Below are 26,928 nucleotides of genomic sequence, written 5' to 3'. Positions count from 1 at the left end.
GATGGCTGAGTTTATCAATTATACCTGGCAAAGCACTTTTTGCCTTACCTTCCTTTTTGGACTGTATTGGGTGTTTCTCAGAAATGAGAAGGTATTTCGGTTTAACCGATTTTTTCTATTGGCAGCACCAATCTTGGCGTTGTTCTTCCCTCTCATAGAGGTGCCAGTGAATTTTGATAAGCCCAGTATTTCACTAGAAAACACCGCCTTCCTGAAATCCCTGCAATTGGAGCAATTGGAGGAGCCGATAGGAATATATGGGTTGCCTGCTGTTACGGTGACCGACACCAAGCTCCCTTTAATTTGGGAGTGGAAGGATTACCTTCTTTTGGGATACGCTCTGGTTATCCTTTTCCTGAGTTCTAAATTGATTTGGCAGTTATTTCAACTCAGGGAGCTGAAGCACAGAGGCTGGTATCAGGCTGTTTACAAGCTGAAAGGCAGCTATTATTTTATTCCCACATTCGGGCTGGCGCCAGTGTTTTCCTATTTCGACAAGCTGTTTTGGGATGACACCCAAACCTTGACTGCAGAGGAAGAGCGACAGATCATCCAACACGAACTGGAGCACATCCGGCAAAGACACAGTTACGATGTGCTCTATTATCAGGTTTTGTGCATAGTGTTCTGGTTTAATCCCGTCATTCACCTAATGAGAATGGCATTGGTGGACCTGCATGAATATATGGCAGACGCCAAGGTACTTGATAAGGTGGAGAATAAGACTTCTTACCACCAACTAATCGTGAAATTGGCTTTTAAGGGACTGGATCTACCCATCGGCAACTATTTTATCCGATCTACAACCTTAAAACGAATCATCATGATGAAAAAGCCCGCAAAAATAAACTGGTATAAAATGGGCATGGTCATACCCTTGACGGCCATGCTTTTCGGCCTGGTGGCTATGAAATCGGATCGCGGACTCAGCTTTTGGCAACAAAACAACCAAGCCAAAATTAGCCCCGAACAAGCCCGGAGCATCCAGGATTCCCTGGATGTGGGAATGAAAGTTCGACAAATTGAGGATCCCCAACATTACGAGAAAGTCGGTATCTGGCAAGACGGAACACTGAGAGCCCAAGTAGGGAACTTGGAATATGAATTTGCCGGAATACAAACCGAACAGGATTATTGGAAAGTCCGGGAATTGATAAAGATAATTGGTAAAAACGCAAGTATCCAGAAATCCTACAGCAGGGCTCACTCCTCTTATGCGGTAGACGAACGCCCCAGCCCGAAAGAGGGTTTTGAACAATGGAAAAGCTATCTTCTCTCCGAAATACACCTCCCCAAAAAGGAAAATGAAATTGGTCTTTCGGGTACCATGGAGCTTGAGTTTGTGGTGAATGAAAAAGGACAAATTCATTCTCCTTCCATCAAGCGCAGTTTCGGGGGTGGAGTGGATGAACAGGTGCTTCGTGCACTTAGCAGCAGCAATGCGCCATTGTGGACACCTGGAACCAAAGCGGGAGAGGTAGTGGCCACCATCGTGACCCAACCCATTACCATCTCCTTTGGAGAGAAAGAATCGCAACCAGAACCCTTCTTCTCCTCGCCCAGAGAGGCCTACCCCACCCCTCTGGGATATGGCATGGCAAAATTGGCCTCTGATGATGTATTTGAAGTGGTAGAACAAATGCCCATTCCCAATGGGAGCATGGAAGGCTGGAGGCAATATATTGACGAAAACTTGTCCTACACTGAGTCTGCCAGAAGAAACCGTACACAAGGAACCGTTTATGTAGGTTTTGTTATCAACAAGGATGGATCGACCCGGGATGCACAGATTCTCAGAGGAATTGGGGATGGTCTGGATGAAGAGGCATTGAGGCTGGTAGAGAACTCCCCTCCCTGGCAACCCGGAATTCAGCAAGGGGTGAATGTGAACACCAGGATGAGGGTTCCAATCCGGTTTTCCCTGGAACCTGAGGAAGAAAAATCCCACTCCTTTCAAAATGACATCAAGGATAAGAAAGTCGTTCCTACTGAAGACTTTAAAAAACACCTTCTCAGCCAGCTTAAGTTCCCCATTGAAGCGCGGGATGAGGAAAAAACCGGGGTTGTATTGGTAGAATTAGCCTTTAATGAGAAAGGGGATATCAAATCCTACCGGATTAAAAATGGGCTTCATGAGGAAATTGACAAGAATCTGGAAGAAGTACTCCAGAATGCCCCTTCCTGGGAGGTTAAAGAACAACAGCAAAGTTACAAAGGCACTTTTGCCATTTCCTATAACCTAAATGGTACCCAACACCCTAAAGATGGACTTGAAATGCGTTTTGGGGTAGCTTATTCCGTACACGGCTACGGCAACACCTTCAGGAAACTCGGTCCAAAAGAAAATGGGGTCCTAAAAGTTGAAATATTGAATGAAGAAAAGATCAGCTTCAACGGGAAAAGGATGGACCTGGATGACAAGCTCAGCAAAGCCATTGCCAGTTTACTTGAAAAGCATGAATTGGATCCTACCAGTTTGACCATCCATCTTTCAGCACCGGCAAAGACTAAAATGGGAACAGTGGCCAAGGTGAATGAAGCCATGCGCAATAACGATATCAGGAGGCTGCTTTACACCAGCACGGAAGGGGAGCCGCTCAATTTCAATCCCTCAGCTGAAGAGGGGAATTATTTTGCCTCCAGCAATGAAAAACCCCTTATAGTATGGGATGGAAAAGTGGTTTCATCTATGGATAATATTTCCCCTGAGGAAATTGAAAATATTTCAGTATTGAAAGGAACTAGGGCCACGAACGTATTTGGAGAGGATGGAAAGCACGGGGTGATCATCATCAACAGCAAAAAATAAAGCTTAGTGGATATCCTTTGATGATTTACCCTTGGAGCAGCAGCAGGCTTAAAAACCTTCCCCTTGATTAGTTCTACCATTTCGTCGGTCTGCCAAGTCTGGTAATCGGCATACGAATAGTGACCATATTCGGTAAAGGGCTCTTCGAACTTCTTTTTCAAATCCTGCTTTTCCATAGGGTAATAATACTGAAACTGAGCAAGAAAGTAAAGAATAGGGATGACATATGCGTATCCAATTTAAATTTGATCGTGACGCATTCAAAAAGAGTTTGGAATCCAGTATTTTCAAGTTGCATGAAGTTTCCATGAACCAACAACCTTACAACGGTAATTCGGGAATTTGCAAAAGGTGAAAGATACCTACCCAAAAACGGTCATTACCAACCATGGATGCCGTAGGGGGGTAAGGCATAGGGCTCTGAAGAGTTTTTTGAGTAACTTATAGTTAAGATGACTGTATCCTAGAAACTTAAAAATCTATTTTGAATCCTTCCCCTTATTGCCTTATTTTAAAGGCTTATGATGGAGAAATTCTCACCTTTTGGGGAATATACGGATTTGGTACTGGTATTAGGCTTATTAGCAGCGGCCATTCTCATGTTTGTGAAAAACAAGCCAAGAATGGATGCAGTGGCTATTATCATGATTGCCGCCTTGCCCTTTACTGGGATCATAAGTATTGAAGAAGCCCTGGTAGGGTTCAGCGACCCCAATATCGTTTTGATTGCCGTATTGTTCGTGTTGGGTGATGGCATGGTAAGGACAGGGGTGGCAAGAAATATTGGGGATTGGATCAATAAAAAAGCAGCCAATAGTGAAACCAAATTAATGATCCTGCTGATGATAGCGGTAGCTGGATTGGGTTCTGTGATGAGTTCCACAGCTATTGTTGCCATTTTTATTCCCGTGGTTTTCCGAATTTGCAGCAATGCCGGGATTGCCCCTAGCCAACTGATGATGCCCCTGAGTTTTGCGGCATTGATAAGTGGGATGATGACCCTCATCTCCACCGCCCCAAACTTGGTGGTCAACTCCGAACTTATGCGGCAAGGGGAGGTGGGATTTGATTTTTTCACGATCACCCCTTTTGGGATTGCCATTTTGATTTTGGGTCTCCTGTATATGTTGATGGCAAAAAAGTGGCTCCCAAATAATTCAACGGATTCATCCGGAAAAAGGAAAAGGCCAACTTTTAAAGTCCTTGTGGATAAATATAACCTTCGTGAAAAGGAATACAGGGTAGCCGTAGGGGAGGATTCACCATTACTTGGCATGCAAATCAACGAGATAGATTTTGGAAGTTCCTCCGTAAACCTACTTGCAGTGGAACGAAAAGAAGGTTCTAAATCCGTATTCAACCGTCCCACAAAACAGATGAATTTCAAAGCAGGAGATATACTCCTCTTGGACTCTGGCACCAATCAAGGAAATCTTTTAAAATTATTCGATCGGTACAAATTAGAACCTCTAAAACTTTCAGGGGGAAGGGAGTACCTTTCCAGCATAAAACAAGAAATGGGTATGACCGAAGCCATCTTACCTGCCGAGTCCAGTTGGGTGGGAAAATCGATAAAGGATGCCCGCATTCGATCCGAAACAGGCCTTACCGTGGTAGGCATCTGGCGAGCAAACCAAGTCCTTACTCAGGATCTGTTGGAAGTTGAACTGAAGGTCGGTGATACCATTTTACTTGCTGGGTTTTGGGATGATTTCAAAAGGGTAATCCAGGAATCCGATAATGTGGTCTTGCTGTACCTGCCCCCTGAATTTGAGGAGGTCCTACCCGCAGCAGACAAAGCCCCTCACGCAGTGGCAATTTTAGTGTTGGTAGTTATGCTGATGGTTACAGGCCTAATCCCAAATGTTCATGCAGTGGTGTTGGGTTGTTTGCTTATGGGCTTATTTAGAATAGTGGACATGACTAGTGCTTATAATTCCATCTCGTGGAAAAGCCTGATTTTAATTGTGGGCATGATGCCATTTTCCATCGCCCTTCAGCGCACGGGTGGAGTTGAGCTCGTGTCAGGATCCGTATTGTCCTTAGTGGGAAACGACGCCCCTAGAGTTGTGTTGGGCACTTTGTTCCTTGTCACCGCTATTTTAGGGCTTTTTATTTCCAATACGGCTACAGCCGTGCTTATGGCACCAATAGCAATAGCCATTGCGAACGAACTGGGGGTATCTCCCTACCCCTTGGCCATGGCAGTGACCCTGGCCGCCTCTTCCGCATTTATGACCCCCGTTTCCTCTCCGGTTAACACCATGGTGGTTTCTCCCGGCAATTACAAGTTTGGGGATTTTCTTAAGATAGGGGTGCCTTTTACCTTCCTTATCCTGATTTTGTCTATCCTATTGATTCCTGTGATTTTACCATTCTAAAAATAACAATGGAAATTTAGAAACTGGCCGTTCACCCCTTGGAACGGCAGAGAATCTAAATTATATTCAGGCAGGAAAAAAGGATGGGGGCCAACAACTACTGGTATGACCATAGAAGCATTAAAGTATCCAATTGGAAAGTTTGAGAAACCAACGATCATTTCTAGGAACCACTTATTAAAATGGATCCAGGATATTTCATCCTTCCCTGAACGCCTAAAAAACGAGGTGAAACTGTTAACCAATGAACAACTTGACACCCCGTACAGACCCGGGGGATGGAGGATCAGGCAGGTAATCCATCATTGTGCAGATAGCCATATGAACAGCTTGACACGCTTAAAACTATCCCTTACCGAAGATCAACCCATCATCAAACCCTATGATGAGAAGCGGTGGGCAGAACTGTCCGATGCTAAGGATATGCCCATTGAGCCATCCTTAAAAATATTGGAAGGAATTCACGAGAGGTGGACAGTTTTGCTACATAATTTGAATGAAAATGAATACGGCAGATCATTCGTCCATCCCGAAAATGGCCAAATCCTTCGGGTAGATGAAACTATTGGCTTGTATGCTTGGCATTGCAACCATCACCTTGCTCATATTACAACATTGAAAAAACGCAGTCATTGGAATTAAATATGGAAGATATTTTAAATTGGGTTTCCACCTACTCTCCCCCAATTATTCTTTTGATTGCACTTGGTGCATCACTGATTTATATCATCAAACAAGTTACAGAAAAAGCAATAAATCATCAGTTTGATAAGTATAAGAAAGAGGTAGAACTCAAGCTAGAGAGACGTTCAAGTTTTGAGGAAAGAGTGCTGATTGACCGGTATACGTTGATCAAGGAAATCCAAACAAAATTAGGATCCATTGCCACAAATCTTAACCGCATTAAGTCCGGACAAAAAATTGATGGGTTTATTGTTAATAGCGATATAGTCCCACTAACTGAGGTTCTTGAAACATTAACTGTAAACAAATACGTGATCACCGTCAAATTTCATCAACTATTTTGGGAGCAATCACAACTATTGATCAAGCTCGCAAATGCGAAAGATTCCAATAACATGGCAATGCTTACATCCGAATATCAAAAGTTAATGGATAGGTTTTACCATGAGATGAACGAAATGTTTAATATTGACAAGATTAAATGCGAATAAAAATTAATGGTCATAGCTGTTTATTTATACCATCGTGCCCAATTCAAAAATACCCCACCACGCCTTGCTATCCGCACCATTTCACAGAAAAAATATCCCCAAAATGCCATTTGCAATGGCCCCGCTAGGTGTAGTATCCACTACACCTTTTTATCCACTCTTTCTCAAAGAAACGAACGCCCGAAAAGGCCATTTCCAATGGCCAAAACCAAACCTAATCTGATGTCCTCATTTGTGGTGATACGATATTAATTTGTTTGACATGAAAAAAGTCCTAACCCATCCCCTACTTGGAGTGTAGAATACCATTATCAGAAGGTTAATTGCACCAATAGCGCTTTGTTGTAATCTCAATGCACGCTATTCTATCCATATCTCACCTAGCTTGGCAAAAATTTTTTACATTTGAGGTGTTCAATTCAAACCACCTTTTAGAAATTAACATGTACAACACCGCCCAAATCACCTTCCTTTTACTGCTGTTAAGTTCTCTTTTTGCCCTCTATGGGCAGGAAGAATTCAATTATGACGAATCCAAAGTCCCTCAGTATTCGCTTCCGGATCCCTTTGTATCCCAAAATGGCAAGTTAATACGTACCCCTCAACAATGGGAGCACTTGAGGAGACCCGAATTGGTAAAGCTATTTGAAAAACATGTATATGGCCAACTGCCAAAGGATTTTGACCAAATTACTTTTTCCTTGGTCAATGAGGACACCCAAGCCATGGGCGGCAATGCCCATCTGAAGGAAGTGGATATCAGGGTGGAAAGAAACGGAAAGGCAATAACTATGCGCCTCCTGCTTTTCGTCCCCCAAAAGAAGGACAAACCGGCTCCCGTATTTCTACTGATCACCCACAGGGACCCCGAAAACATAGACCCTACCCGGGAATCGAAAATTGATTTTTGGCCGGCAGAGGAGATGGTGGAAAGGGGTTATGCGGCAGCGGCCTTTCATGTAATGGATGTGTCCGATGACAGCAAGGATACCTTTACCGAGGACATTTTGGAGACTCTGTACCCCGAACAACTGCAGATGGAAGATGGGATGCGGGGGCTGGGGGCCTGGGCCTGGGGAGCCATGCGTGCCATGGACTATTTCGAACGCGACAAGGACATAGATGCCAGCAAAGCCGCAGTGGTGGGACATTCCAGGGGAGGCAAAGCCAGCCTATGGACAGGGGCTCAAGACACCCGCTGGGCCATCACCGTAAGCAATGACTCGGGCTGTGGAGGAGCAGCGCTATCCAGAAGAAAATTTGGGGAAACCATAAAACGGATCAATACCAATTTCCCTTACTGGTTTACAGATAATTTTAACCATTTCAACGACAATGAGGATGCCCTGCCTATAGACCAGCATTTACTGATTGCCAGCATTGCCCCAAGGGCCATATATGTGGCCAGTGCCTCCGAAGACCAATGGGCGGACCCAAAAGGGGAGTTTCTTTCCTTGAAATTGGGAAGCAGGGTATATCATGAAATTTATGGCATCCCCATAAACTTGCCGGATCGCCTGCCCGAGGTGGAAGTTCCCTTGCATAAGCCCAATGTAGGACATCATATCAGGGAAGGGAAGCATAATTTGGAGCTTTACGATTGGGAACGTTTTATGGATTTTGCAGATCAACTTTATCAGAGGAAATGATGAAAAATCAACGAAGGAAGTTTATCAAAAAAAGTGCATCCCTTGCTGCTTTTTCCCTGGCTGGTCAAAACATACTTGCCAACCAAACCTACACTACTCCCAAAAGAAACCCAACTTTCGAAAGAGACTTGGGAATGGAGATGTGTCTTGCTTACTTTTGGGGTGTAGAACCTAGGAAGACCGCACTTGCCCGGCAGATGGACGTGCTGGGAGCGGTAGGGGGCATCAATCCGACCATGGCTGGGCTAAAAGGTACAAAACCATGGGAAAAGGCAGTGATAAGGGGGGTAAAGGCGGCATGGGAAAAAGAGGGGTTATCGCTAAAAGTGATTGAGGGGCCTCCCAGTCTTGGCACCCAGACCAAGCTAGGCTTAGACGGCAGGGATGAAGAAATCGAAAACTTCATTACCCTGATGAAAAACCTATCTGAAGAAGACATCCACATTATATGCTACAACTGGATGCCGGTAATTAATTGGGCAAGAACCACTATGGACCGTCCTAGTAGGGGAGGTGCATTGGTAAGTGCATTTGATATAGAGGACATTGAAAATCAGGAAAAGATCACCGAATATGGAGAGCTGACGCATGAGTTGATGTGGCAAAACTTGGACTATTTTCTAAATGCGGTGGTTCCTGAGGCTGAAAAATATGGGGTGAAACTCGCCCTTCACCCGGATGACCCTCCTGTAGACGGCCTACGAGGCATACCCAGAATCATGAATTCCGTAGCGGCTTTTAAAAAATTGATAGACCTGTATCCAAGTCCAAGTAACGGGATTACCTTTTGCCAGGGGAGTTTTGCCTCCATGGGAAAAGAGGGAGAGGGGGAGGATATTCCTGAGGCCATCCGATATTTTGGAAAGCGGGAAACCATTCACTTTGTGCATTTTAGGGATGTGAAAGGTCATAACACCAATTTCGAAGAGACTTTTCACGATGATGGTAAAACAGATATGTTTGAGGCCATGAAATGTTATTATGATATCGGGTTTAAGGGTCCCATTCGACCCGACCATGTGCCCACCATGGCAGGGGACAGCAATGAAAAACCTGGCTACAGTACCATTGGTACCCTCTTTGCCATTGGGTATATGCGTGGATTGATGGAAGGGGTGCAAAAACAAAGCATATAAATGAGTCAGACCAAGACCAGTACTATTAGCCTGGATAGACAGGCCACGGTGTACCCCATACTTTTTACCATCAGTTTTGCCCACCTGCTGAACGACATGGTACAGTCTGTGATACCTGCGGTCTATCCACTACTTCGGGAAAACTATACCCTTACCTTTACCCAGATAGGCATTATCACCCTTACTTTTCAATGTACCGCATCCCTGCTACAACCAATAGTGGGCACCATAACCGACAAGCGCCCACAACCTTACTCCTTGGCCATTGGCATGGGATTTTCACTTTTGGGTTTGCTTCTCCTGGCTCAGGCTGGGGGATATGCCAGTATTCTTTTTGCCGTAGGACTGGTGGGAATGGGAAGTTCTGTCTTCCACCCGGAATCGGCAAGAGTGGCCTATTTTGCCGCTGGAGGAAGAAGGGGTCTTGCCCAATCCATTTTTCAGATTGGTGGAAATGCTGGTTCGGCCATAGGCCCATTGCTGGTGGCAGTTATTGTAATGCCACATGGTCAAGTTTATATTCGTTGGTTTGCAATAGGGGCCTTAATCGCCATTATAGCACTTGGCCGTGTGGGGGCCTGGTACAAACACCGATTGGAAATGAAAGCTTTGCCCCGGCGTACTGCCGCAGACAAACAAGCCCTTTTGCTTCCCAAAAGAAAAGTACATCTGGCAGTAGCCATCTTACTGCTGTTGATATTTTCCAAATATTTCTACCTGGCTTCCATGACCAGTTATTACACGTTCTATGTTATTGAAAAATTCTCTGTAAGCATTCCCCAGTCTCAGGTATTACTTTTTATTTTCCTCGCCGCGATAGCGGTGGGCACCTTTCTTGGTGGGCCATTGGGGGATAAGTATGGAAGGAAATATGTGATCTGGTTTTCCATCTTGGGTGCTGCCCCTTTTACATTGCTGCTTCCACACGTGGGACTATTTTGGGTGGTTATACTTTCCATCCTTATCGGAGTCATTCTGGCATCGGCTTTTTCGGCCATACTGGTATATGCCCAAGAACTGCTGCCCGGAAAGGTGGGAATGATTTCCGGTTTGTTCTTTGGTTTTGCATTTGGAATGGGGGGGCTTGGATCCGCATTGCTAGGAGGTTTAGCTGATCAAACCAGTATAGATTTCGTTTTTATGATTTGTTCTTTTTTGCCTTTGTTGGGATTGGTAACCTGGGGTTTACCGAACTTAAAAGACCACTAAAACCACTCATAAACCATCTGATTCATGAAATCCCGACCCTATTGCTACCTTTTTCGAATCCAGTATCTAGGCCTACGTTACCATGGGTGGCAGGTGCAGAAAGGGGTGAAAACTATTCAAGGCGTGCTAGAGCGAGCAATAAGGTTCACATTGGGGAATTCAGACTTCGCCGTTTTGGGGGCAAGCCGCACAGATAGCGGTGTTTCCAGTTTGGATGGTGCCTTTGCCCTATATACTAAAGAGCCGCTGGATATAAATGAGTTCATTCCTAAGGCAAATAAATCCCTACCCTCAGATGTGAAACTCCTAAACGCCACCACCTCTCCCGAAAATTTCAACATCATACAGGATGTGGAGAAGAAAAGATATGGCTACTATTTCACCTTTGGGGAAAAACCCCATCCATTTTATATGGGTTATTTGGCCTATGCAGGTCTCCATTTAGAAATGGATTCCCTAAAAGAGGCCGCAAGGTCATTTGAGGGTCGTCATGACTTTAGGAGATTTTGCACACAGGGCAAAAACATAACCGACTTTGTGAGAGAAATCTCAACGTTTCAGGTGCTAAAGGAGTACCCCAAATGGTGCCCAAATGCAGACTTCCCCGTTTACGTTTTAAGGGTAGAGGGGCCTGGGTTTTTAATGCACCAGATACGCCGAATGGCTTATGCTTTATGGATGGTTGGCTGGGGGGAGCTAAAGGTTAATGACATTGCGACTGCTTTGGGAGATTTAGAAAAACACCCACTTAGCCCCAAGGCTCCTGCGCAAGGTCTGGTACTTGAAAATCTAACGTTTAAAGGAAATCTTTTTTAGGGTTTTTCTCCCCAAACTGCCTGGCTTAAATCAAAAACAGCCTTGAACCTGGGACCGGTCTCTCTTTCCAAATAGTACACAAACTCCTTTTTTTCTTTATTAACCTGCATGTACCACTGGTTACTTATTCCTTCTGGAATCAACTTCCCCGTGTAGGCATCTGCGAGGAAAAACTGTTGCTCCACACTTCCTGCATCATGGGCCCACCCCCCATAATCTGTACGCTCATCTAAGCTTCCGTCTTCTTTCCTGTGGTCATGCTTGAGCAAAAGCCCTTTTTCAGAAATTTGGATCACCCATGTTCTGGATTTATTCTCGTCAATTTGAAATGGAATGCGAATTTCGGTATCGTTGCAACTTTGGATTTCCATCCGCAATTGAGCATCACTGCCTTCCGGGAAAGCGATATATCCAGGAAATGACTGGCCGCAAAGTAAACTCAATTGATCAAAAAATCCTTGTTTCGGATTGCTAACAGGATCGCTTGTGGAAGTACAGGATACAAGTACCCAAAGAAATAGAAGGGTGATTTTTTTTATCATCGGTCTTTAGTGGTTAAATAACCCTTAAACTAACCTATTTTTTTTCCTTTACACAAATTTATTTCTCGATATAAGGAGCAAGAAAGGAAGCCAATGCATGTATCAGGTCTGAACCGAAGGCTCTTGCAGTAGCGGCAGTAATGACCTGCCCGTGATTGAGGGCGTAGGGGAACTCCAAGGTAGTGGTCAGCAGTAGCCCTTTTCCTTCATATTGAGAAGCCCATTGGGCAAAGGATGCGCCTTGGTCATAGTTGGTTCCGGTATTCCATGCCGTACCGAATGGAAGAAACCCCTCCTCCCTCGAAAATTTTAATGGTCCCCGGATCTCCTTTACCAGGATGTCGACAAGTTCTTTTTGTGCCTTTTCCACATTTGGGTTTGCATTGCCTACAAGATATATCCACTCGTTGTTCTCCCCCTTGATCCAAGGGTTATGCAAGTCAACTCCTATCCATGGGGTATCACCTACCCACTCTGGAACCTGCTCCCTGATGGCAGCCGTACTGGCATATATGCTTTCGCCCGCATAATCCCTATTGTGATCCCTAGGCCTACGGTTTTTACCTTGGTCACCCTCTTCTACCCCATCCTTATCCACAAATGGGATCATCATTATCTCTGCATTTTTCAATAGGTTTTTCAAGGTTTTGGATTGCCCCAACAACGCCTCGATCATCCCCTCCATCACATAATTGCTCATCATCTCACAGGCATGAGCCCTTGCCGTAAATAAAACCTTCACCTTTGGGGATTTGGAAAAATCCGACAGAAGGATTTTTTCCACTGACCTTCCCTTTGCGGTATGGGTAAGCGTTTCCAGGCGCAAAAAGTAATTCTTTTGAAAACCTGCCAAAAAAGCATTCAAATCACTTTCCGTATAAGGCATTCCCATACTTAGTTGTACGGATTCTCCAGGAACTGTGAAGTGAAACCGGAAAAGGTCCTCCCCCAGATGATCCTCTTTGGGAATCCACTGCCAAGACCTTCCTCCATCCTTGCTAAAAGCAGCTCCTTTGTTGGTAAGGGTATTGGGCTCCATGCATTTAAAGTACCAGGTGCTTTGCTTTTGTGCGCTTGCCTTGAAATGCCAATAAAACCAATGCCCCTCAGTGTCCCTAAGGTCAGGCTTGAAATATACGGTATCCCTGCTTACCTCCACAAAGGAGGCGTTTCCTGCCGGAATAGCTGCCGAAAGCTCAATCGTGGATAAACCGGGTACTATGCTATCCAGGTGGTCTAGCGTATCTTTTTCCATAAAGAAAAGTCTTCCTTTTTCAAGGGTTGGGTACTCCAAAAGTTTATAGGACTCTGACCGGTCCATGAGCTGGGAATCCTGGTATCGGGAGTAAATGGTTGGATACTGAGAAGTAGTAGCAGCTAATGGGAAGAGGCTTGCCGTAAGAAAAAAGGAAAAGACCCAAAAGGGGAAAACAAGATTACGCATGGGTTTATTTGAGTTTTCAGTAAGACACTATTTTATTTTTACTGGGGGGTAGGCAATACCTTTGCATGTATTTATATTTTTTTTCAGCGGTCATAACTTGCCCCTGCCTGCCCCGAACTTGTTTAGGGGGACTCGCTTCGGGGGAATCTCGCTACGATAATTATCCCGGTGTGTGACGTGCTCGACATGCCCTGACTGCCGTCAGGACAGGCTCGATTTCAGATAGTAATTTAAGATTTGTTGTAAGAAATAAAAAAGATAATTTTCATAAAATATTAAAGGATATTTTTATCCTTATTTATTTTTTCCTACATTTGCCTAACTCAAACAAAGAGGCATGTTATCAAAGACTTGTAAATATGCAATAAATGCCATGATTTACATGGCTACCCGGTCAGTTGCAGGAGAGAAAACCGGCTTAAAGGAGATTGCGGAGGCCATAAATTCTCCACAAGCCTTTACGGCTAAAATTCTCCAAAACTTGGTAAAGGACGGCTTGGTGAGTTCCACCAAAGGGCCTCATGGAGGATTCTGCATCAAGCGGCCTACTGCTGAGATATTTCTTGCCGAAATTGTTGCAAGTATAGATGGTGATCAACTCTTCATAGGATGTGCTCTGGGCCTGGAAAAATGCACAGAAGATCACCCCTGTGCGGTGCACTACAAGTTCAAGGCAGTGAGGGACCACCTCACTGGGATGCTCCAGACCACCCACTTAGAAGATGTGTCCGACAGGGTGATTACGGGACTGAGTTTCTTAAAAACAGGAACTAATAAAAGATAAAAGAATATTAAACGCTAATTAATTGAATTATGAACGCTCTCGCTGAAAAAAAAGTAGGAGGCATAGTGGCCGCCAACTTCCGAACTGCCCAAGTCTTCACCAAATACGGTATCGACTTTTGTTGCAAAGGTGGCATAAGTGTCACCGAAGCATGTGAAAAAAATGGGGTTTCCTTAGAAAGTCTTTTAGATGACCTAGAACTATCCCAGGAAAACAATGGATCCACGGATTACAGGAACTTTGGGTTAAGCCAACTGATAGACCACATCCTCACACAACACCATCAGTACGTGGAAAACAGTATCCCACCTTTAAAGGCTTACCTCACTAAACTATCCATGGTCCATGGGGAAAGGCACCCTGAATTACACGCCATCAAAGAGGAGTTTTTTGCGGCTTCAGATGCCCTTACGATGCACATGAAAAAAGAGGAACTTGTTCTGTTTCCCTATGTAAAAGCGATGGAAGAGGCCGACAAGAACAGCTATAATCTCTCTCAGCCTCACTTTGGGCATATTGACAACCCCATCGCCATGATGGAACACGAGCACGACACTGAGGGAGAGCGGTTTAGGAAAATTTCGGAGCTGTCGAATGGATACGAACCCCCAAAGGATGGCTGCCAAACCTATAGGGTTGCCTTTGCCATGCTCAAGGAGTTTGAGGAAGACCTTCACACTCATATCCATCTGGAAAACAACATTTTGTTTCCAAAGACAAAGGAATTGTTCCAAAAACTGAACGAGCAATAAAATGAAATCGAGCAGGACGAGATCCTCACACACAGGGATGATTATAAATTGCGAGATTCCCCCGAAGCGAGTTTGGGGCAGGCTATATGGCCTTTAAAAATCAAATTATCATCAGATGAAAACTGCCCTCCTCAATCAACCCTATCAGTGGTCTTCAGAAGGCCTGATCCGCAAATGGATGAGGTGGGCATTGTTTTTCTTTCTCATGGCGTCTCTTTTTGGGCTTGCCATGAGGTATTTTTTCATTGGTGATTTGCCATATTTTGAGTACACCCATTTATTGCATGCCCATTCACATATTGCATTACTAGGATGGGGCTATTTGCTGGTGACAGGTTGTTTGGTAAGTTTATATGTCAAGAACCCGACCCGGACAAAAACCTACAAGGTGTTGTTTACAGGAAGTATTGTTTCCACGCTCGGGATGATGGCTAGCTTTCCCGTTCAGGGTTATGGATTATATAGCATCACGTTCAGCACCCTTCATTTACTATTCAGTTACGGCTTTGCCTATCATTTTCTAAAAGACTTGGGGTCAAGCAAAGGCAAGTTGGATAAGACCCTGATCCGGTTTAGTATATGGTGGATGCTTCTATCCTCTTTGGGGCTTTGGGCTATTGCTCCCATTGGTGCCATTTTAGGGAAATTGCACCCACTATATACCTTGAGTGTACAATGGTTTTTGCATTTTCAGTTTAATGGGTGGTTTATCTATGCCTTATTGGGAATGCTGGTTTATCTGGCTCAAGGAAGGAGCATGCGTATTCAGGTAAACCCCTGGGTGATGGTATCACTCCATCTTTCCTTGATATGTACATATGCCCTCACGGTCACCTGGCACCTTCCCACAGCGGGGTTATTGTCCATAAATGCGATTGGGGTAAGCCTGCAATTCTTGGCTTATATTAGTATACTTTACCCTGTTTTTAAAAAACTATTCCCATTCTCCGGCCTCCCCATAGTATATGAAGAAAAAATCCTTTATGCAGGACTTCTATTTTTGGGTTTGAAGGCTCTTATCCAACTGACATTGGTTTTTCCCGACGCTGCAGCGGCTTCACATGAGGTAAGGGGATTTGTAATAGGATTTATCCACCTTATCATGCTAGGAGCCATAAGTTTCGGTGTGGGAGGTATTTTATTGATGAGAAAAATTTTACCCTCTTCCATGGAAAGCAGATGGGGATGGACCCTGCTTTTGGCTGCATTTGTATTCTCTGAGCTCCTACTCTTTACCCAAGGGTTAATGCAATGGCAACAATGGGGCACCCTCCCTAATTACCATAAGTTAATCTTCTATGCCTCCGCCCTTTTCCCTGTTTCATTGGGCTTGATAGGGTTGGGAAGTTTAAGGGCAACACCCTCCAAATCATTTTCAAAGTTGTCACCAAAAACCGAAAAAGCAGTACTGGTTCATTAATAGGGCAAAAAAATTAAACCATATAAGATATATAAGGACATATAAGGAAAGGAAAACCTCTCCTATGCCCTGATATGCCTTTTATGGTTCAAAAAAATCATGCACTACCGTCTACATCCATCCCTCAGCCAGAAATCTCCCCAAAACTTACATCGCTCACTGATTTTACACTTTATGAAATTTTCAGGGAAATTTATTATCTTGTAATGGAGATTTTCCCATATGAGAAAGATTGAGCAATTACTACAGGAATACGGCAGTAGTCATCAAAATGCCACCAATAAAACAATCCATTGGGTTTGTGTACCCTTGATATTTTTCAGCATAGTTGGACTGATTTATAGCATCCCTCCTGGACCACTTGTGAACCTATCATTCTTACTGGGCAGTTTCGCCAATTGGGCTACGTTGATACTGGCCATAGTGCTTTTCTATTACATGTCATTATCTCCTCCCTTAGCCTTGGGGATGTTTTTGTTTTCCTCAATGTGTCTGTTGGTTGCTAACTTACTGACCATCGTAAGCCCAATCCCATTGTGGGCCCTCTCCTTGTTTCTATTTTTCGTATCCTGGGTGTTCCAGTTTTATGGCCACAAAATAGAGGGAAAGAAACCCTCCTTTTTCCAAGATCTGCAATTTCTCCTTATTGGCCCGGCCTGGTTGATGCATTTCATCTATAAGCGCTTAGGGCTAGCTTATTGATCTAACACCTAGCTTAGTGCTAACCCCTTTCAAATAAAATTTAGGCTTTTTGCCAACTTGTTGTAATTTTACTGGTAAAACCCAAGTCAAACTAGCCATAAACATGATCCATTTGATTCTTGCGGCCGCTGAAATACCGTTGCTTTCCGATATTGTCGTCATTTTTGGCCTGGCAATGTTGGTAATCCTGCTATTTATGCGGCTCAAATTGCCCACCATCATTGGATATCTTCTAACGGGTGCTATTGCAGGGCCTTATGGCCTATCATTGGTGGGAGCCAGTGTTGCCGTGGAAGTGCTTTCAGAAATTGGGGTGATCCTTTTGCTCTTTGTGATCGGAATGGAGTTTAGTCTTCGCAGTCTTATGGCCATTAAAAAAGCTGTATTTATCGGTGGGACGCTTCAGGTTTTCCTTACTATTGTAGCTACTGCAGCACTTACTTCCTTTTTCAATTTCGATTGGAATATTGCGGTATTTTTCGGTTTCCTTTTTGCACTTAGTAGCACTGCAATAGTGCTAAAGCTCCTTCAGGAAACAGGCCAAGTGAACACTATTTCCGGAAGAACCACCTTGGCAATTCTCATTTTCCAAGACATCATTATCGTTCCTTTTGTACTTTTTACCCCTATGTTGGCGGGTGAATCCGACAATATTTTGCTTTCTTTGGTATACCTAGCGCTAAAGGGTGGCCTGGTCATCCTGTTTACCATATTGAGTGCAAAATACCTCATCCCCCAACTTCTATTCAGGATCGCAAAAACCAGAAATGAGGAGTTGTTTTTACTTAGCATTATCGTAACCTGTTTTGCCGTGGCCTACGCCACTTCTTTATTGGGTCTTTCTTTGGGTTTAGGCGCGTTTTTGGCAGGCCTTATCATCAGTGAATCCGAATACAGTCACCATGCTACCGGAAAAGTGCTCCCATTCCGGGAAATTTTCCTCAGCTTCTTTTTTGTCTCAGTAGGAATGCTGTTTGATGTGGGTTTTCTCTTTGAACACTTTTTTACCATTATTGCGCTTGTACTTCTTACTTTCGTGGTGAAATTCACCATCACCACCATTGCGGTCAAATCCATAGGATCCAGTTTTAAAGAAGCTTTTATTGTAGGGCTTTCCTTGTTCCAGGTAGGTGAATTTTCCCTTTTGTTGGCCAAAGAGGGCTTACGCTATGAGTTATTGGATAATATTACCTATCAATATTTTTTGGCGATCTCCATTCTTACTATGACCATAACGCCTTTTATCTTAAAGAAAAGGGAGGATCTGGCCTGTAGGATGCTCAACATTCCGGTACCTTCTAAAATCAAAAAGCGCTTTGGGGATAAGGTGGATGTACCCATGGGAGAAATTGACAAGGATGAGCTTAGTGATCACTTGATAATCATAGGCTACGGATTGAACGGAAAGAACTTGTCAAAGGCAGCAAAGAGTGCAAAAATCCCCTATGCCATTATAGAAATGAACCCAGAGACTGTACGTACTGAGGCTGCCAATGGGGAGCCCATAGTATTTGGGGATGCCGCAAACCCGTCGGTTTTGGAACATGTGAATATCCACAAGGCAAGAGTCGTAGTAGTCGCCATTTCCAATAACGATGCCACTAAAGGCATAGTGATTGAGATTCGTCATCACAATCATAATGCATTTCTCATCGTAAGGACCCGATATGTAAACGAAATCGAGGCCATTCGGCAATTGGGAGCCGACGAGGTGATTCCTGAAGAATTTGAAACATCCATAGAGATATTTACCCGGGTGCTGGGGAAATACCTTGTTCCGAAGCGGGACGTCCAGTCCTTTACCGAAGAAGTAAGGTCCAAAAATTATGAGATGTTTCGTTTGCTTTCAGGAAACAGCGAAGGTGGGGTCACTTTGGATGTTCCGGAAATCAATTTCATAAGTTTGAAAATAGAAAAGGATTCAGGTTCTTATATCGGTAAGTCCATCAAAGACACCAACCTAAGGGAAAATGCCAAAGTAAACATAGTAGCCATAAAAAGAGGAGGCGAAACCAAAACCGAAATCACTGGGGACACCAAGCTCAAGTTGGGTGATATTGTTTTCGTTGTAGGGAAGTCAGATGCACTGGAAGCCTTTGAGGAGGAGGTTTCCGTAAGTTAAAAAATTTAAGGATAGAGCAATTCGACAAATTCGCTAAGGGCCATTTGGTTCTGTCTGCTATCAAAGTTTTCGAGTATGGCTTTCTTTTCCCTGGCAGTTAGCCTCCAGTTCAAGGATGCCCGTTCTTTTTCCAGTTCCTGTTGAAGTCCTCCCTCTGTGGCTTCTACAAGTAACGCTCTCCTTCCTACCATCTCTTTTGTGGTATATTCAAACTCCACCCTATGTAAGGCAAAAGGAAGATTTTCGTGCATATAATGGAACAGAGTTTCATTATTCAAGGTTTGTACATGGTCCCAGTTCCGGTAAATGTTCTGTAGGGGGATCATCATTTTTTGAAAAAGAGTTGGAGGTGCCTTATGCTCTATTTCCGTGATTTTTTCTGAGTCCCTTATGGCTACCAAAACCACTCCAGAGGTATTTGCTGCTATCCACTCTTTGAAAACATGCATGAACCTGAAGGCATCCTGAATCCCAAAATTGTCCGCCAACCCGGTATCCATGGTTTCCATAGGGGGTGCAGAGGGCAGTGAGATATTAGGGGTGATAAAAGGAAAAGATGCCCCCATTCGCAATGCGCTGAGAAATCGCAGGTTTTGGGCATCCTGATGTCCAAAGAAACGAATGAAGTCTATGGCTTGGCTTTTTTCCGTAACCCCTCCAGCCCTAGATAGTGATATGCCCATATAGCTCATGGAATGCGGCGAAATAAAAAGTTTTCTGGCGTCATTAATCACCAATGGAGTGATTGGCATTAGGGGTATTTTTCCTTCAAATTCAGGTTGCCAATATTCAAGCAAGGGTTTGTCCAAAACCCCCTTAATATTTCGGTTCAGTTGATTTTCAAAAGCTCCCCCCCTATCCTTAAGGTATTTCCTTCCTCCATATTCAAAGTACTGGCTTCGGATAAACAAGTCGTTGACCAGCAAGGTGAAAATGATGGGATTCAAATTATCGGAGGCTATTTGATGAAGAAATTTTTCGTCCATAGGGTCCAAATTGGGGTCTTCTAAAGACTGTAGGTAGAGTTCCCGGAAAAAGGCAGCACCAATCATTCCTCCCGAGGCCCCGGTGATCAATTGGCACCGCTCAAAAAATCGGCCTTGGGTAGCTTTCTGCATCCCCTGCATGGCTCTCAAGGTCCAAAGAGCTGCTCTTTGCCCTCCCCCGCTCGTAGATAGGATTACCATTTTTGGCTTCTCCTCCTGCTGCCTTTCTTTCCAATGGTTCAGAATCTCCAACGTATTACCCATGTCTTTTTCTATGGTATCCGGATGAAGAAGCTGATAGATCCTTTCCAGGTTGTATGGTGCCGGTGCAGTATCATAGTCCAAGCCATATGCAGCATGTGGACGGTTAAAAAAAGAGGTTTTGGAAAAATAGTTGAAAAGGATCAACGATGCAATTAAGAAGGTGGTAGTCCAACCCCTGAGCCAAAAACTCACTGCACCCAATAACATGGTGATTATGGCCATTAACAAAACTGCGCTTACAGCGGCCGGAAACTGAAACCAAGAGACCTCCTTAAATAAGCCTATTCCTATCATTCCTATTATCAGGGCGGTTTGAATGATGAATAGGTTGAGATGATTTTGGTCAAACACCCTAAGCAACTTCCCTCTATCAAACCTTGCCAAGTCAGGTCGGGTCATTTTAAGACGGAAATCCGTTCCCAGGTACCATCCCACCTCTCCTTCATGCTTTTGACCTTCCTTATATCGGTTCATCACATTTGCCCTGGGTATTTTGGTTTTTTTCAGCCTTTTATCAACAGTATCTGCAAAAAGCAAGAAAAAATCTTTGTTTGTAGACTGGAAATATAAAAACAAAAGCAAGTAAGTAATGAAAGACCCCCCCACAAAGCCGAGTACAAACTTAAAAATCTCCCAGTTGCTGTCCAGTTCATTTTGGGACTGAAACACGATAAATGCTATGATATATATGGTATAAAAAATCATGGGGAAAAACCCATTGTTAAGGCAATAATGCAAGAAAGGCCTTTGTAAAATCGCCAAAAACTTGAACCTGCTACCCTCCATGATATAGGTAGTCATATGAAAAGCCATTGTAAAAATGGCTAATCCTACTCCCATAACGAAAAAACCTAACCAAGACACCTGGTTCAAGTATTCGGGATCCAAAAACAAATAGGGAATGCCTAAAACCTTACCAAAACCTCCAAGCACAATGGCGACAAGCAATGCCCAGAGTGCCACCATAAGTAGGTTCTTGCGTAGGTGGAGCAATATCAACTGAACCGGAAAACTAAACGCTACCTTTTGCCACATACCTCAAATTAAAAAATAATATACAGCAATACCTGGTGAAAAAGCAATCCAATTGCGATATTTCTTTTTTCCACCCTTATGCCGATATTACTTGCCCAAGGTGGAATATCGGTAATCCTTTATTGGTCTGGAGTTTACTAAATCCTAAAAAAGGATTGTGCCTTATAAGGGTTACCCCACAGAATGAGAAAAACCAATAATTTAGGCACAATCCTAGTTTGCTTTTTTTTAAGAACTGAAGGAAATATCCAGTGTGATGGGCACGGATTTTAGTGCCTTGCTTACAGGACATCCTTCTTTTGCTGCATTAGCAAGTTCCTTGAAGGTTTTTTCGTCCATGCCCGGTACCTTTCCTTTAAGGTTCAGATGAATACCGGTAATACTGAAACCTCCTTCCTGCTTTTCTATGGTAACAGTGGCAGTGGTGTCTAGTTCCTCGGCAGTCTTGTCCTTTCCCGAAATTTGGAAACTTAGGGCCATATTGAAACAGCCTGCATGTGCTGCTGCAATTAACTCTTCAGGGTTGGTGCCTGCTTTGCCATCCTCGTTTTCAAACCTGGTTTTAGCCGAATAGGGTGTTTTGTCAAAAAAACCGCTTGGGGCAGATAGGTTTCCACTTCCATCGGGTCCAGAACCCTTCCAAATTGCTGTTGCTTTTCTTTTCATTGGTTAGAATTATTTTAAAATGGGTTTCTAATCTAATTGCTTTTCAATTTACCAATAATCATGCAATAAACAGTGAAGCACCAAAAAGAATACCATTAGGCATAAAGGATAACTGGAATACTCACCATTTTGCAACTGTAAATCCAAATCACATTACCTTTATACCCAAGGTAACCTCTAGCTCAATTTCCTCCCCAAGATATTCCTCTAATTCTTGTTTGATGTTCCGGATTTGGGACTCATTTAATGGACTTTCGGCAATGATCTTCACAGATAGCCTCAAGGGCTTCACTTGTCTTACATGGATATCTCTCAGTACCACTTCTTCCAGCCGGTGTCCATCCAATTTACTAATCACGTCTTTTTCCTTGACCATGTCCAAAAAGCCGAGCACCAAAGGTAAACTTACCAGACCCACTACTAACAAAGTAATTAAAATACCACGTCTGGCCAACCTGAAAGGGCTAAAACCCAATAACAAGAATGTAAAAGCTGCGGCCATTATCATTCCAGCAAAGTTGGTAAACAACAACAGTAATGCCCCTAGAAAAATGGACCAATCCATCCATCCAAGACCAATACCGGAGACGGCTAAGGGAGGGACCAGTGCCACTGCTATGGCCACGCCTGCCAAAGTCTTTGCTACTTCCTCCTTAGCATGGGCATATGCCCCGGCAATCCCGGAACCCACAGCCACACCCAGATCCAATAAATTGGGCCTTACCCTAGCCAAAATTTCTTCGTTGGAAATGTTTAGTGGCGTCAACCAAGTCAAAAATACCGCACATAGGTAACCCAGCAACATCCCCAGGCCAATGGCTTTTGAGCTTTCAAAAATCAGGCGCTGATCCTGCCTAAGTACTCCCATGGACAAGGAAATAATGGGAGACATCAATGGTGCCAAAATCATGGCTCCAATGATCACAGGAGAGGAGTTGCCAAACAACCCAAGGGTGGCGATAAACGTGGACAATGTCATCAGGACCAAGTAGCTGTTGGTAGCCTTGGCATTTTCCCTTAGTGTGGTGAAAAGCCATTTAAACTCATCCGTGGAGGCATGGTAAATAAAAGGTAAATATCTACCTGAAAGCGCGTCTCTTTCCTCCCCTCTGGGCAGGACCTTTACCTTGAAAACCTCTTGGGCGGAAGGGCTGTCTCCGGTAACCAGGTGTTTCCCGGGGACCAATCGTATTACTTTTGGCTTTACCTCCAGCTCCAACCCTTTGGCACTCATCAGGGCGCCGTCCAGGGAATAATTAATGGGTTCATTGCTTTCTATGGTCACCAAACCTGTTTTGATATGGGCAGCAAAAGGAGGAAGTGATCGGTTGCCCTGCCTTCTAAAAAGGCTGGAAATACCAAACCATATTAAGCCCGAAATACTTTTTGGTGCCAGGGGTATAAGGTGCATTTTCCCATCATTCACAAAGGAATCTTCCAAAATACGGCGACTTATTAAGTTGCTTTTTCCATGCTGAACTATTACCATCCCTATGCAGGCAGTATCCAAGGGTTCCTTGTCTTTCAATATGATCTTGTACCTGGTAGATTTTACCCTTCTAAAAAGCCGGAAAAAACTTTTCGCCCTTATCCACAATCTACTAGTGCCTGTGTTGGCTACAGACCCAGTCATTAAGCTCAATGATTCCCCAATCACCACGGTATTGAAAACCGGGCGCCCATTTACCATAAGAAGATCCACATCTTTACTTTCTTCTAGATTAAGTAAATGTGAAATGGATTCCTCTAACTTACTGTCCACCCCAAAACCCTGCCTGGCCTGTACCATCTTTGGGTGAGGAAGCAAACCTATACGCCAGTTTTTTTCAACCGCAATGGGAAAAAACTCTTTCAGCTGCTCATCTGTAAGATAGGTCACGATAAAATCCTCCTCATCCAAGTTGATTTTCAGCTCGTTGTTGAAAGGGATTTTGAGCTTTAAGTGCTGCTCAAATAGGGGCAAGATCCGTTCTTCTACTACCTCTTCTTGTCTTGGATCATATAACAAAACGACACTTTTCATAAGTCAGCTGAAAGTTGATGGGTCATAAGACGTAAATAATTTTTAAATGGGAATTGTTTTAGGTATGGGTAGATACAATTTTGTCCCTTGCCTACTGTTCCTTAATAAGTTGATCCAAAATCTCTATGGCAGCCTTGGAAAGTTGGGTACCGGGACCAAATACCGAAGAAACGCCAACTTTTTTCAAGAAATCATAGTCCTTTGGGGGAATCACTCCCCCCGCTACCACAAGAATATCCCCTCTTCCTAGAGTTTTCAACTCTTCGATCAGTTCAGGTATAAGGGTTTTATGTCCGCCCGCCAGAGAGGATATTCCCACCACATGCACATCATTCTCAGCAGCTTGCATGGCCACCTCAGCAGGAGTTTGAAATAGCGGCCCTATGTCCACGTCAAACCCTACATCGGCAAACCCACTTGCAATAACCTTGGCACCTCTGTCGTGCCCGTCTTGTCCTATCTTAGCCACTAGAATCCTGGGTCTTCGCCCCTCCATTTCTGCAAAGGCATCTGCCATTTTTTGTGCTTCGTTTATCATAGCTGGCTGATTAATAGCTCCTATATATGCTCCTGAAACAGCTTTTCCAGCAGTTTGGTACCTGCCATACACTTTTTCCAAGGCCATTGAGATTTCCCCTAAGGTAGCCCTGTGCCTGGCCGCCTCTATTGCCAACTCCAACAAGTTTCCCTTTTTGGACTGAGCAGCTTCTGTAAGTGCTTGTAGGGCCTGCTCCACAGTTTGTTGGTTTCTGTTGACCCTGAGGTGTTGTAACTTCTCTACCTGGTGTTTCCTTACCTTTTCGTTGTCCACCTCCAGAATTTCAAACTCATCCTCAGACTGATGCTGAAACCGATTGACCCCTATTATTCCATCTTCTCCAGTGTCTATTCGTGCTTGCTTCCTTGCGGCGGCCTCCTCTATCCTCATTTTCGGTATCCCCTTTTCTATGGCTGCAGTCATCCCGCCGTAAGATTTAATCTCCTCCAAATGATCCTTTGCCCTCCTTACGAGTTGTTCAGTCAAGTATTCTAAATAGTAACTTCCTGCCCAAGGGTCCACTACCTTCGTCAACCCTGTGGATTTTTGTAGGTAGAGCTGGGTTTCACGGGCAATACCTGCAGAAAATGGAGTGGGTAAAGCTAAAGCCTCGTCAAAGGAATTGGTATGTAGGGACTGGGTATGGCCCAAAATTGCAGCCATGGCTTCCAGGGTTGTCCGGGCAATATTGTTGAAAGGATCTTGCTGAGTCAGTGACCAACCTGATGTTTGACAATGGGCCCTTACGGACATGGACTTTTTATTGGAGGGGTTATAGGCTTGTATCAGGCTTGCCCACAGCAACCTCCCGGCTCTTAATTTAGCAATCTCCATCATATGGTTCATACCTATCCCCCAGAAAAAAGACAATCTTGGGGCAAATTCATCAATGGCTAGCCCCGCCTTTAAACCAGCCTCCACATAGGCCAACCCATCTGCCAAGGTATACGCCAATTCAAGGTCGGCCGGTGCACCGGCCTCATGGATGTGGTATCCGGAAATAGATATGGAATTAAATCTAGGGGTATGCTTGGCAGTATAGGTGAAAATATCCGAAACTATCCGCATGGATGGCTCCGGGGGATAGATATAAGTATTCCTAACCATAAACTCCTTGAGGATATCATTCTGAATGGTGCCACTTAACTTACTTGGGGAAACGCCAGTCTCTTCTGCTGCCAATATAAAAAAAGCCATCACAGGAAGTACAGCCCCATTCATGGTCATGGAAACAGAGATTGCGTCCAAGGGTATTCCTTCGAAAAGCCTTTTCATGTCCTCCACGCTGTCAATAGCAACACCTGCCTTTCCCACATCCCCTTTTACTCTGGGATGGTCAGAGTCATAGCCTCTATGGGTGGGTAGGTCAAAGGCTACAGAAAGCCCCTTTTGGCCTGCTGCTAAATTTTCCTTGTAGAATTTGTTGGAATCCTCAGCGGTGCTGAATCCGGCATATTGCCGTATGGTCCAGGGCCGGGACAAATACATACTTGCATAAGGCCCCTTGAGGAAGGGAGGTTGACCTGCCTGGAAGCCCAAATGGCCGATATCTTCATAGCTGTCCTTACCCAACATCCCTGAAAGCTTTATACCCTCAGGGAATTCCACCGCACCCAAGACACTTTCTGAGTCAAATTGAGCTAACTTCTTGTAAGCACTGTTGGAAAAACCTCCCTTGTCCAACATTTGGGCAATTATGTTTTCGACATAATAAGAGCCAGCAACGGGGTCGAGCAATTTGTCAAAATGCCCCTCCTCCCTAAGAATGAAACCGATGTTTAAGGATAACCTATGTGCCTTACTTAGGTCGGGAATCTTATTTAATTTTGGTACATACATGGCGTCCACTCCTCCTAGTACCCCCGCCAATGCCTGAATGGTATGCGGAATAAGTGCCAGGTAGGGACTGGATTTCTCCTGCTCTACCCTGCTCACTCCCAAAAGTTTGAGGTCAGCAGGTAAGATTTCCAAACCAACTCTTTTTCCTAGTAGGTGAAAGGCAATCTTTAAGGCACGTAACTTGGCTATTTCTTTAAAAAAAACAGGAGAAATAGGAGAGATATATGCCACATTAGAAAAAAAAGTTGGTATACCGGTTCTTTGATCCTTTAAGAAATCCTTCATGTTGGTTATCCATTCCGAAAACCTTACCAATTCCTCGCAGGCGGCAATACCCTCCTTTGGCACCAAAGAAAAACAGCGAAAGCCATTTGCTTTCAGCCAAGGGCCTGTTTCGGGGTGTTTAAAAAAATCCAATAATGATTCTTTTTCCCAATCTCGGGTGGGCCAAACCCCACCATTAATTTGATCTATTCCGGTACCAGAAGCATTCATCCAGGAAGTAAGTTTCGATAAGGCTTCCGGCAGAATATCTGGGGATGTTTTTACCCAAAAACTCAAATAAGTAGGCTGGACACCCTCCAAAAGGAGATCCAGGTTCTCGGTCCCGTCCCATTCAAAAATCAATCCCTCAGC

Annotated in this window: 19 protein-coding genes and 2 pseudogenes; 13 read left to right on the top strand and 8 right to left on the bottom strand. The window is 44.1% G+C overall.

What is annotated here, in order from left to right:
- The first annotated feature begins 1 nt into the window (after position 1).
- A complete protein-coding gene (locus tag DB520_RS06595; protein ID WP_114748913.1) occupies positions 2–2,809 on the top strand; it encodes a TonB family protein in 2,808 nt (935 codons plus the stop codon).
- Here DB520_RS06595 and DB520_RS27200 read toward each other — a convergent pair.
- A pseudogene (locus DB520_RS27200) lies at positions 2,809–2,985 on the bottom strand (Uma2 family endonuclease); the annotation flags it as partial. The gene DB520_RS06595 and the pseudogene DB520_RS27200 overlap by 1 nt on opposite strands.
- Positions 2,986–3,330: 345 nt before the next feature.
- Here DB520_RS27200 and DB520_RS06585 point away from each other — a divergent pair.
- From DB520_RS06585 to DB520_RS06555, 7 genes are all read left to right on the top strand, one after another.
- A complete protein-coding gene (locus DB520_RS06585) occupies positions 3,331–5,190 on the top strand; it encodes an SLC13 family permease (RefSeq protein WP_198675255.1) in 1,860 nt (619 codons plus the stop codon).
- Between the two features lie 105 nt (positions 5,191–5,295).
- Positions 5,296–5,832, top strand: coding sequence for a YfiT family bacillithiol transferase (locus DB520_RS06580; RefSeq protein WP_114748912.1), 537 nt, complete (start codon positions 5,296–5,298; stop codon positions 5,830–5,832).
- Between the two features lie 2 nt (positions 5,833–5,834).
- The gene (locus DB520_RS06575) at positions 5,835–6,365 is read left to right on the top strand and encodes a hypothetical protein (protein ID WP_114748911.1); all 531 of its coding nucleotides are present in this window, start codon (positions 5,835–5,837) and stop codon (positions 6,363–6,365) included.
- A 443-nt stretch (positions 6,366–6,808) separates the two neighbouring features.
- Complete coding sequence (locus tag DB520_RS06570) at positions 6,809–8,014, top strand: alpha/beta hydrolase family protein (protein WP_114749398.1); 1,206 nt, start codon at positions 6,809–6,811, stop codon at positions 8,012–8,014.
- On the top strand, positions 8,011–9,150 hold the full coding sequence (locus DB520_RS06565) for a mannonate dehydratase (RefSeq protein ID WP_317047750.1): 1,140 nt from the start codon (positions 8,011–8,013) through the stop codon (positions 9,148–9,150). The genes DB520_RS06570 and DB520_RS06565 overlap by 4 nt, the downstream gene beginning before the upstream one ends.
- Positions 9,151–10,359 carry an MFS transporter gene (locus DB520_RS06560; protein WP_114748909.1) on the top strand — a complete coding sequence of 403 codons (1,209 nt, stop codon included), beginning with the start codon at positions 9,151–9,153 and terminating at the stop codon, positions 10,357–10,359.
- Positions 10,360–10,383: 24 nt separating this feature from the next.
- Positions 10,384–11,175 (top strand): tRNA pseudouridine synthase A, encoded by a 792-nt coding sequence (locus tag DB520_RS06555; RefSeq protein ID WP_114748908.1) that lies wholly within the window; start codon positions 10,384–10,386, stop codon positions 11,173–11,175.
- Here the strand turns inward: DB520_RS06555 and DB520_RS06550 are convergent.
- Positions 11,172–11,717, bottom strand: coding sequence for a hypothetical protein (locus tag DB520_RS06550; protein WP_114748907.1), 546 nt, complete (start codon positions 11,715–11,717; stop codon positions 11,172–11,174). The two genes, DB520_RS06555 and DB520_RS06550, sit on opposite strands and share 4 nt — an antisense overlap.
- A gap of 58 nt (positions 11,718–11,775) precedes the next feature.
- On the bottom strand, positions 11,776–13,161 hold the full coding sequence (locus DB520_RS06545) for a M14 family zinc carboxypeptidase (RefSeq protein ID WP_232834870.1): 1,386 nt from the start codon (positions 13,159–13,161) through the stop codon (positions 11,776–11,778).
- A gap of 337 nt (positions 13,162–13,498) precedes the next feature.
- Between DB520_RS06545 and DB520_RS06540 the strand changes: the two genes are divergently transcribed.
- From DB520_RS06540 to DB520_RS06520, 5 genes are all read left to right on the top strand, one after another.
- Positions 13,499–13,945, top strand: coding sequence for an RrF2 family transcriptional regulator (locus DB520_RS06540; RefSeq protein WP_114748906.1), 447 nt, complete (start codon positions 13,499–13,501; stop codon positions 13,943–13,945).
- A 29-nt stretch (positions 13,946–13,974) separates the two neighbouring features.
- Positions 13,975–14,697, top strand: coding sequence for an iron-sulfur cluster repair di-iron protein (ric, locus tag DB520_RS06535; protein WP_114748905.1), 723 nt, complete (start codon positions 13,975–13,977; stop codon positions 14,695–14,697).
- Between the two features lie 115 nt (positions 14,698–14,812).
- The gene (locus tag DB520_RS06530; RefSeq protein ID WP_114748904.1) at positions 14,813–16,117 is read left to right on the top strand and encodes a hypothetical protein; all 1,305 of its coding nucleotides are present in this window, start codon (positions 14,813–14,815) and stop codon (positions 16,115–16,117) included.
- A 222-nt stretch (positions 16,118–16,339) separates the two neighbouring features.
- Entirely contained in the window at positions 16,340–16,819 is a 480-nt protein-coding gene (locus DB520_RS06525; protein WP_114748903.1) for an Mpo1 family 2-hydroxy fatty acid dioxygenase, read from the top strand.
- Between the two features lie 103 nt (positions 16,820–16,922).
- Entirely contained in the window at positions 16,923–18,941 is a 2,019-nt protein-coding gene (locus tag DB520_RS06520; protein ID WP_114748902.1) for a cation:proton antiporter, read from the top strand.
- A 5-nt stretch (positions 18,942–18,946) separates the two neighbouring features.
- Here DB520_RS06520 and DB520_RS06515 read toward each other — a convergent pair whose 3' ends face one another.
- From DB520_RS06515 to DB520_RS27625, 5 genes and pseudogenes are all read right to left on the bottom strand, one after another.
- The gene (locus tag DB520_RS06515; protein WP_114748901.1) at positions 18,947–21,226 is read right to left on the bottom strand and encodes a patatin-like phospholipase family protein; all 2,280 of its coding nucleotides are present in this window, start codon (positions 21,224–21,226) and stop codon (positions 18,947–18,949) included.
- Between the two features lie 228 nt (positions 21,227–21,454).
- Entirely contained in the window at positions 21,455–21,892 is a 438-nt protein-coding gene (locus tag DB520_RS06510; protein WP_114748900.1) for an OsmC family protein, read from the bottom strand.
- A 148-nt stretch (positions 21,893–22,040) separates the two neighbouring features.
- Positions 22,041–23,915, bottom strand: coding sequence for a DUF389 domain-containing protein (locus tag DB520_RS06505; RefSeq protein WP_114748899.1), 1,875 nt, complete (start codon positions 23,913–23,915; stop codon positions 22,041–22,043).
- 91 nt (positions 23,916–24,006) lie between these two features.
- On the bottom strand, positions 24,007–26,139 hold the full coding sequence (scpA, locus tag DB520_RS27535) for a methylmalonyl-CoA mutase (RefSeq protein ID WP_394340931.1): 2,133 nt from the start codon (positions 26,137–26,139) through the stop codon (positions 24,007–24,009).
- Between the two features lie 6 nt (positions 26,140–26,145).
- Positions 26,146–26,577, bottom strand: a pseudogene (locus DB520_RS27625) (methylmalonyl-CoA mutase family protein); the annotation flags it as partial.
- Positions 26,578–26,928 lie beyond the last annotated feature (351 nt).

It is taken from the genome of Pleomorphovibrio marinus, assembly GCF_003347495.1.
Classification (GTDB): domain Bacteria; phylum Bacteroidota; class Bacteroidia; order Cytophagales; family Cyclobacteriaceae; genus Pleomorphovibrio; species Pleomorphovibrio marinus.
This window is presented reverse-complemented; position numbering and strand designations above follow the sequence as displayed.

Excerpts from the sequence above, each read along its gene's own strand:
- DB520_RS06580 (WP_114748912.1), top strand. The coding sequence starts at position 5,296 with ATGACCATAGAAGCATTAAAGTATCCAATTGGAAAGTTTGAGAAACCA.
- DB520_RS06555 (WP_114748908.1), top strand. The coding sequence starts at position 10,384 with ATGAAATCCCGACCCTATTGCTACCTTTTTCGAATCCAGTATCTAGGC.
- scpA (WP_394340931.1), bottom strand. The coding sequence starts at position 26,139 with ATGTTGGACAAGGGAGGTTTTTCCAACAGTGCTTACAAGAAGTTAGCT.
- DB520_RS06515 (WP_114748901.1), bottom strand. The coding sequence starts at position 21,226 with ATGTGGCAAAAGGTAGCGTTTAGTTTTCCGGTTCAGTTGATATTGCTC.
- DB520_RS06585 (WP_198675255.1), top strand. The coding sequence starts at position 3,331 with ATGATGGAGAAATTCTCACCTTTTGGGGAATATACGGATTTGGTACTG.
- ric (WP_114748905.1), top strand. The coding sequence starts at position 13,975 with ATGAACGCTCTCGCTGAAAAAAAAGTAGGAGGCATAGTGGCCGCCAAC.
- DB520_RS06575 (WP_114748911.1), top strand. The coding sequence starts at position 5,835 with ATGGAAGATATTTTAAATTGGGTTTCCACCTACTCTCCCCCAATTATT.
- DB520_RS06530 (WP_114748904.1), top strand. The coding sequence starts at position 14,813 with ATGAAAACTGCCCTCCTCAATCAACCCTATCAGTGGTCTTCAGAAGGC.
- DB520_RS06545 (WP_232834870.1), bottom strand. The coding sequence starts at position 13,161 with ATGCGTAATCTTGTTTTCCCCTTTTGGGTCTTTTCCTTTTTTCTTACG.
- DB520_RS06560 (WP_114748909.1), top strand. The coding sequence starts at position 9,151 with ATGAGTCAGACCAAGACCAGTACTATTAGCCTGGATAGACAGGCCACG.
- DB520_RS06525 (WP_114748903.1), top strand. The coding sequence starts at position 16,340 with ATGAGAAAGATTGAGCAATTACTACAGGAATACGGCAGTAGTCATCAA.
- DB520_RS06505 (WP_114748899.1), bottom strand. The coding sequence starts at position 23,915 with ATGAAAAGTGTCGTTTTGTTATATGATCCAAGACAAGAAGAGGTAGTA.
- DB520_RS06510 (WP_114748900.1), bottom strand. The coding sequence starts at position 21,892 with ATGAAAAGAAAAGCAACAGCAATTTGGAAGGGTTCTGGACCCGATGGA.
- DB520_RS06570 (WP_114749398.1), top strand. The coding sequence starts at position 6,809 with ATGTACAACACCGCCCAAATCACCTTCCTTTTACTGCTGTTAAGTTCT.
- DB520_RS06550 (WP_114748907.1), bottom strand. The coding sequence starts at position 11,717 with ATGATAAAAAAAATCACCCTTCTATTTCTTTGGGTACTTGTATCCTGT.
- DB520_RS06595 (WP_114748913.1), top strand. The coding sequence starts at position 2 with ATGGCTGAGTTTATCAATTATACCTGGCAAAGCACTTTTTGCCTTACC.
- DB520_RS06520 (WP_114748902.1), top strand. The coding sequence starts at position 16,923 with ATGATCCATTTGATTCTTGCGGCCGCTGAAATACCGTTGCTTTCCGAT.
- DB520_RS06540 (WP_114748906.1), top strand. The coding sequence starts at position 13,499 with ATGTTATCAAAGACTTGTAAATATGCAATAAATGCCATGATTTACATG.
- DB520_RS06565 (WP_317047750.1), top strand. The coding sequence starts at position 8,011 with ATGATGAAAAATCAACGAAGGAAGTTTATCAAAAAAAGTGCATCCCTT.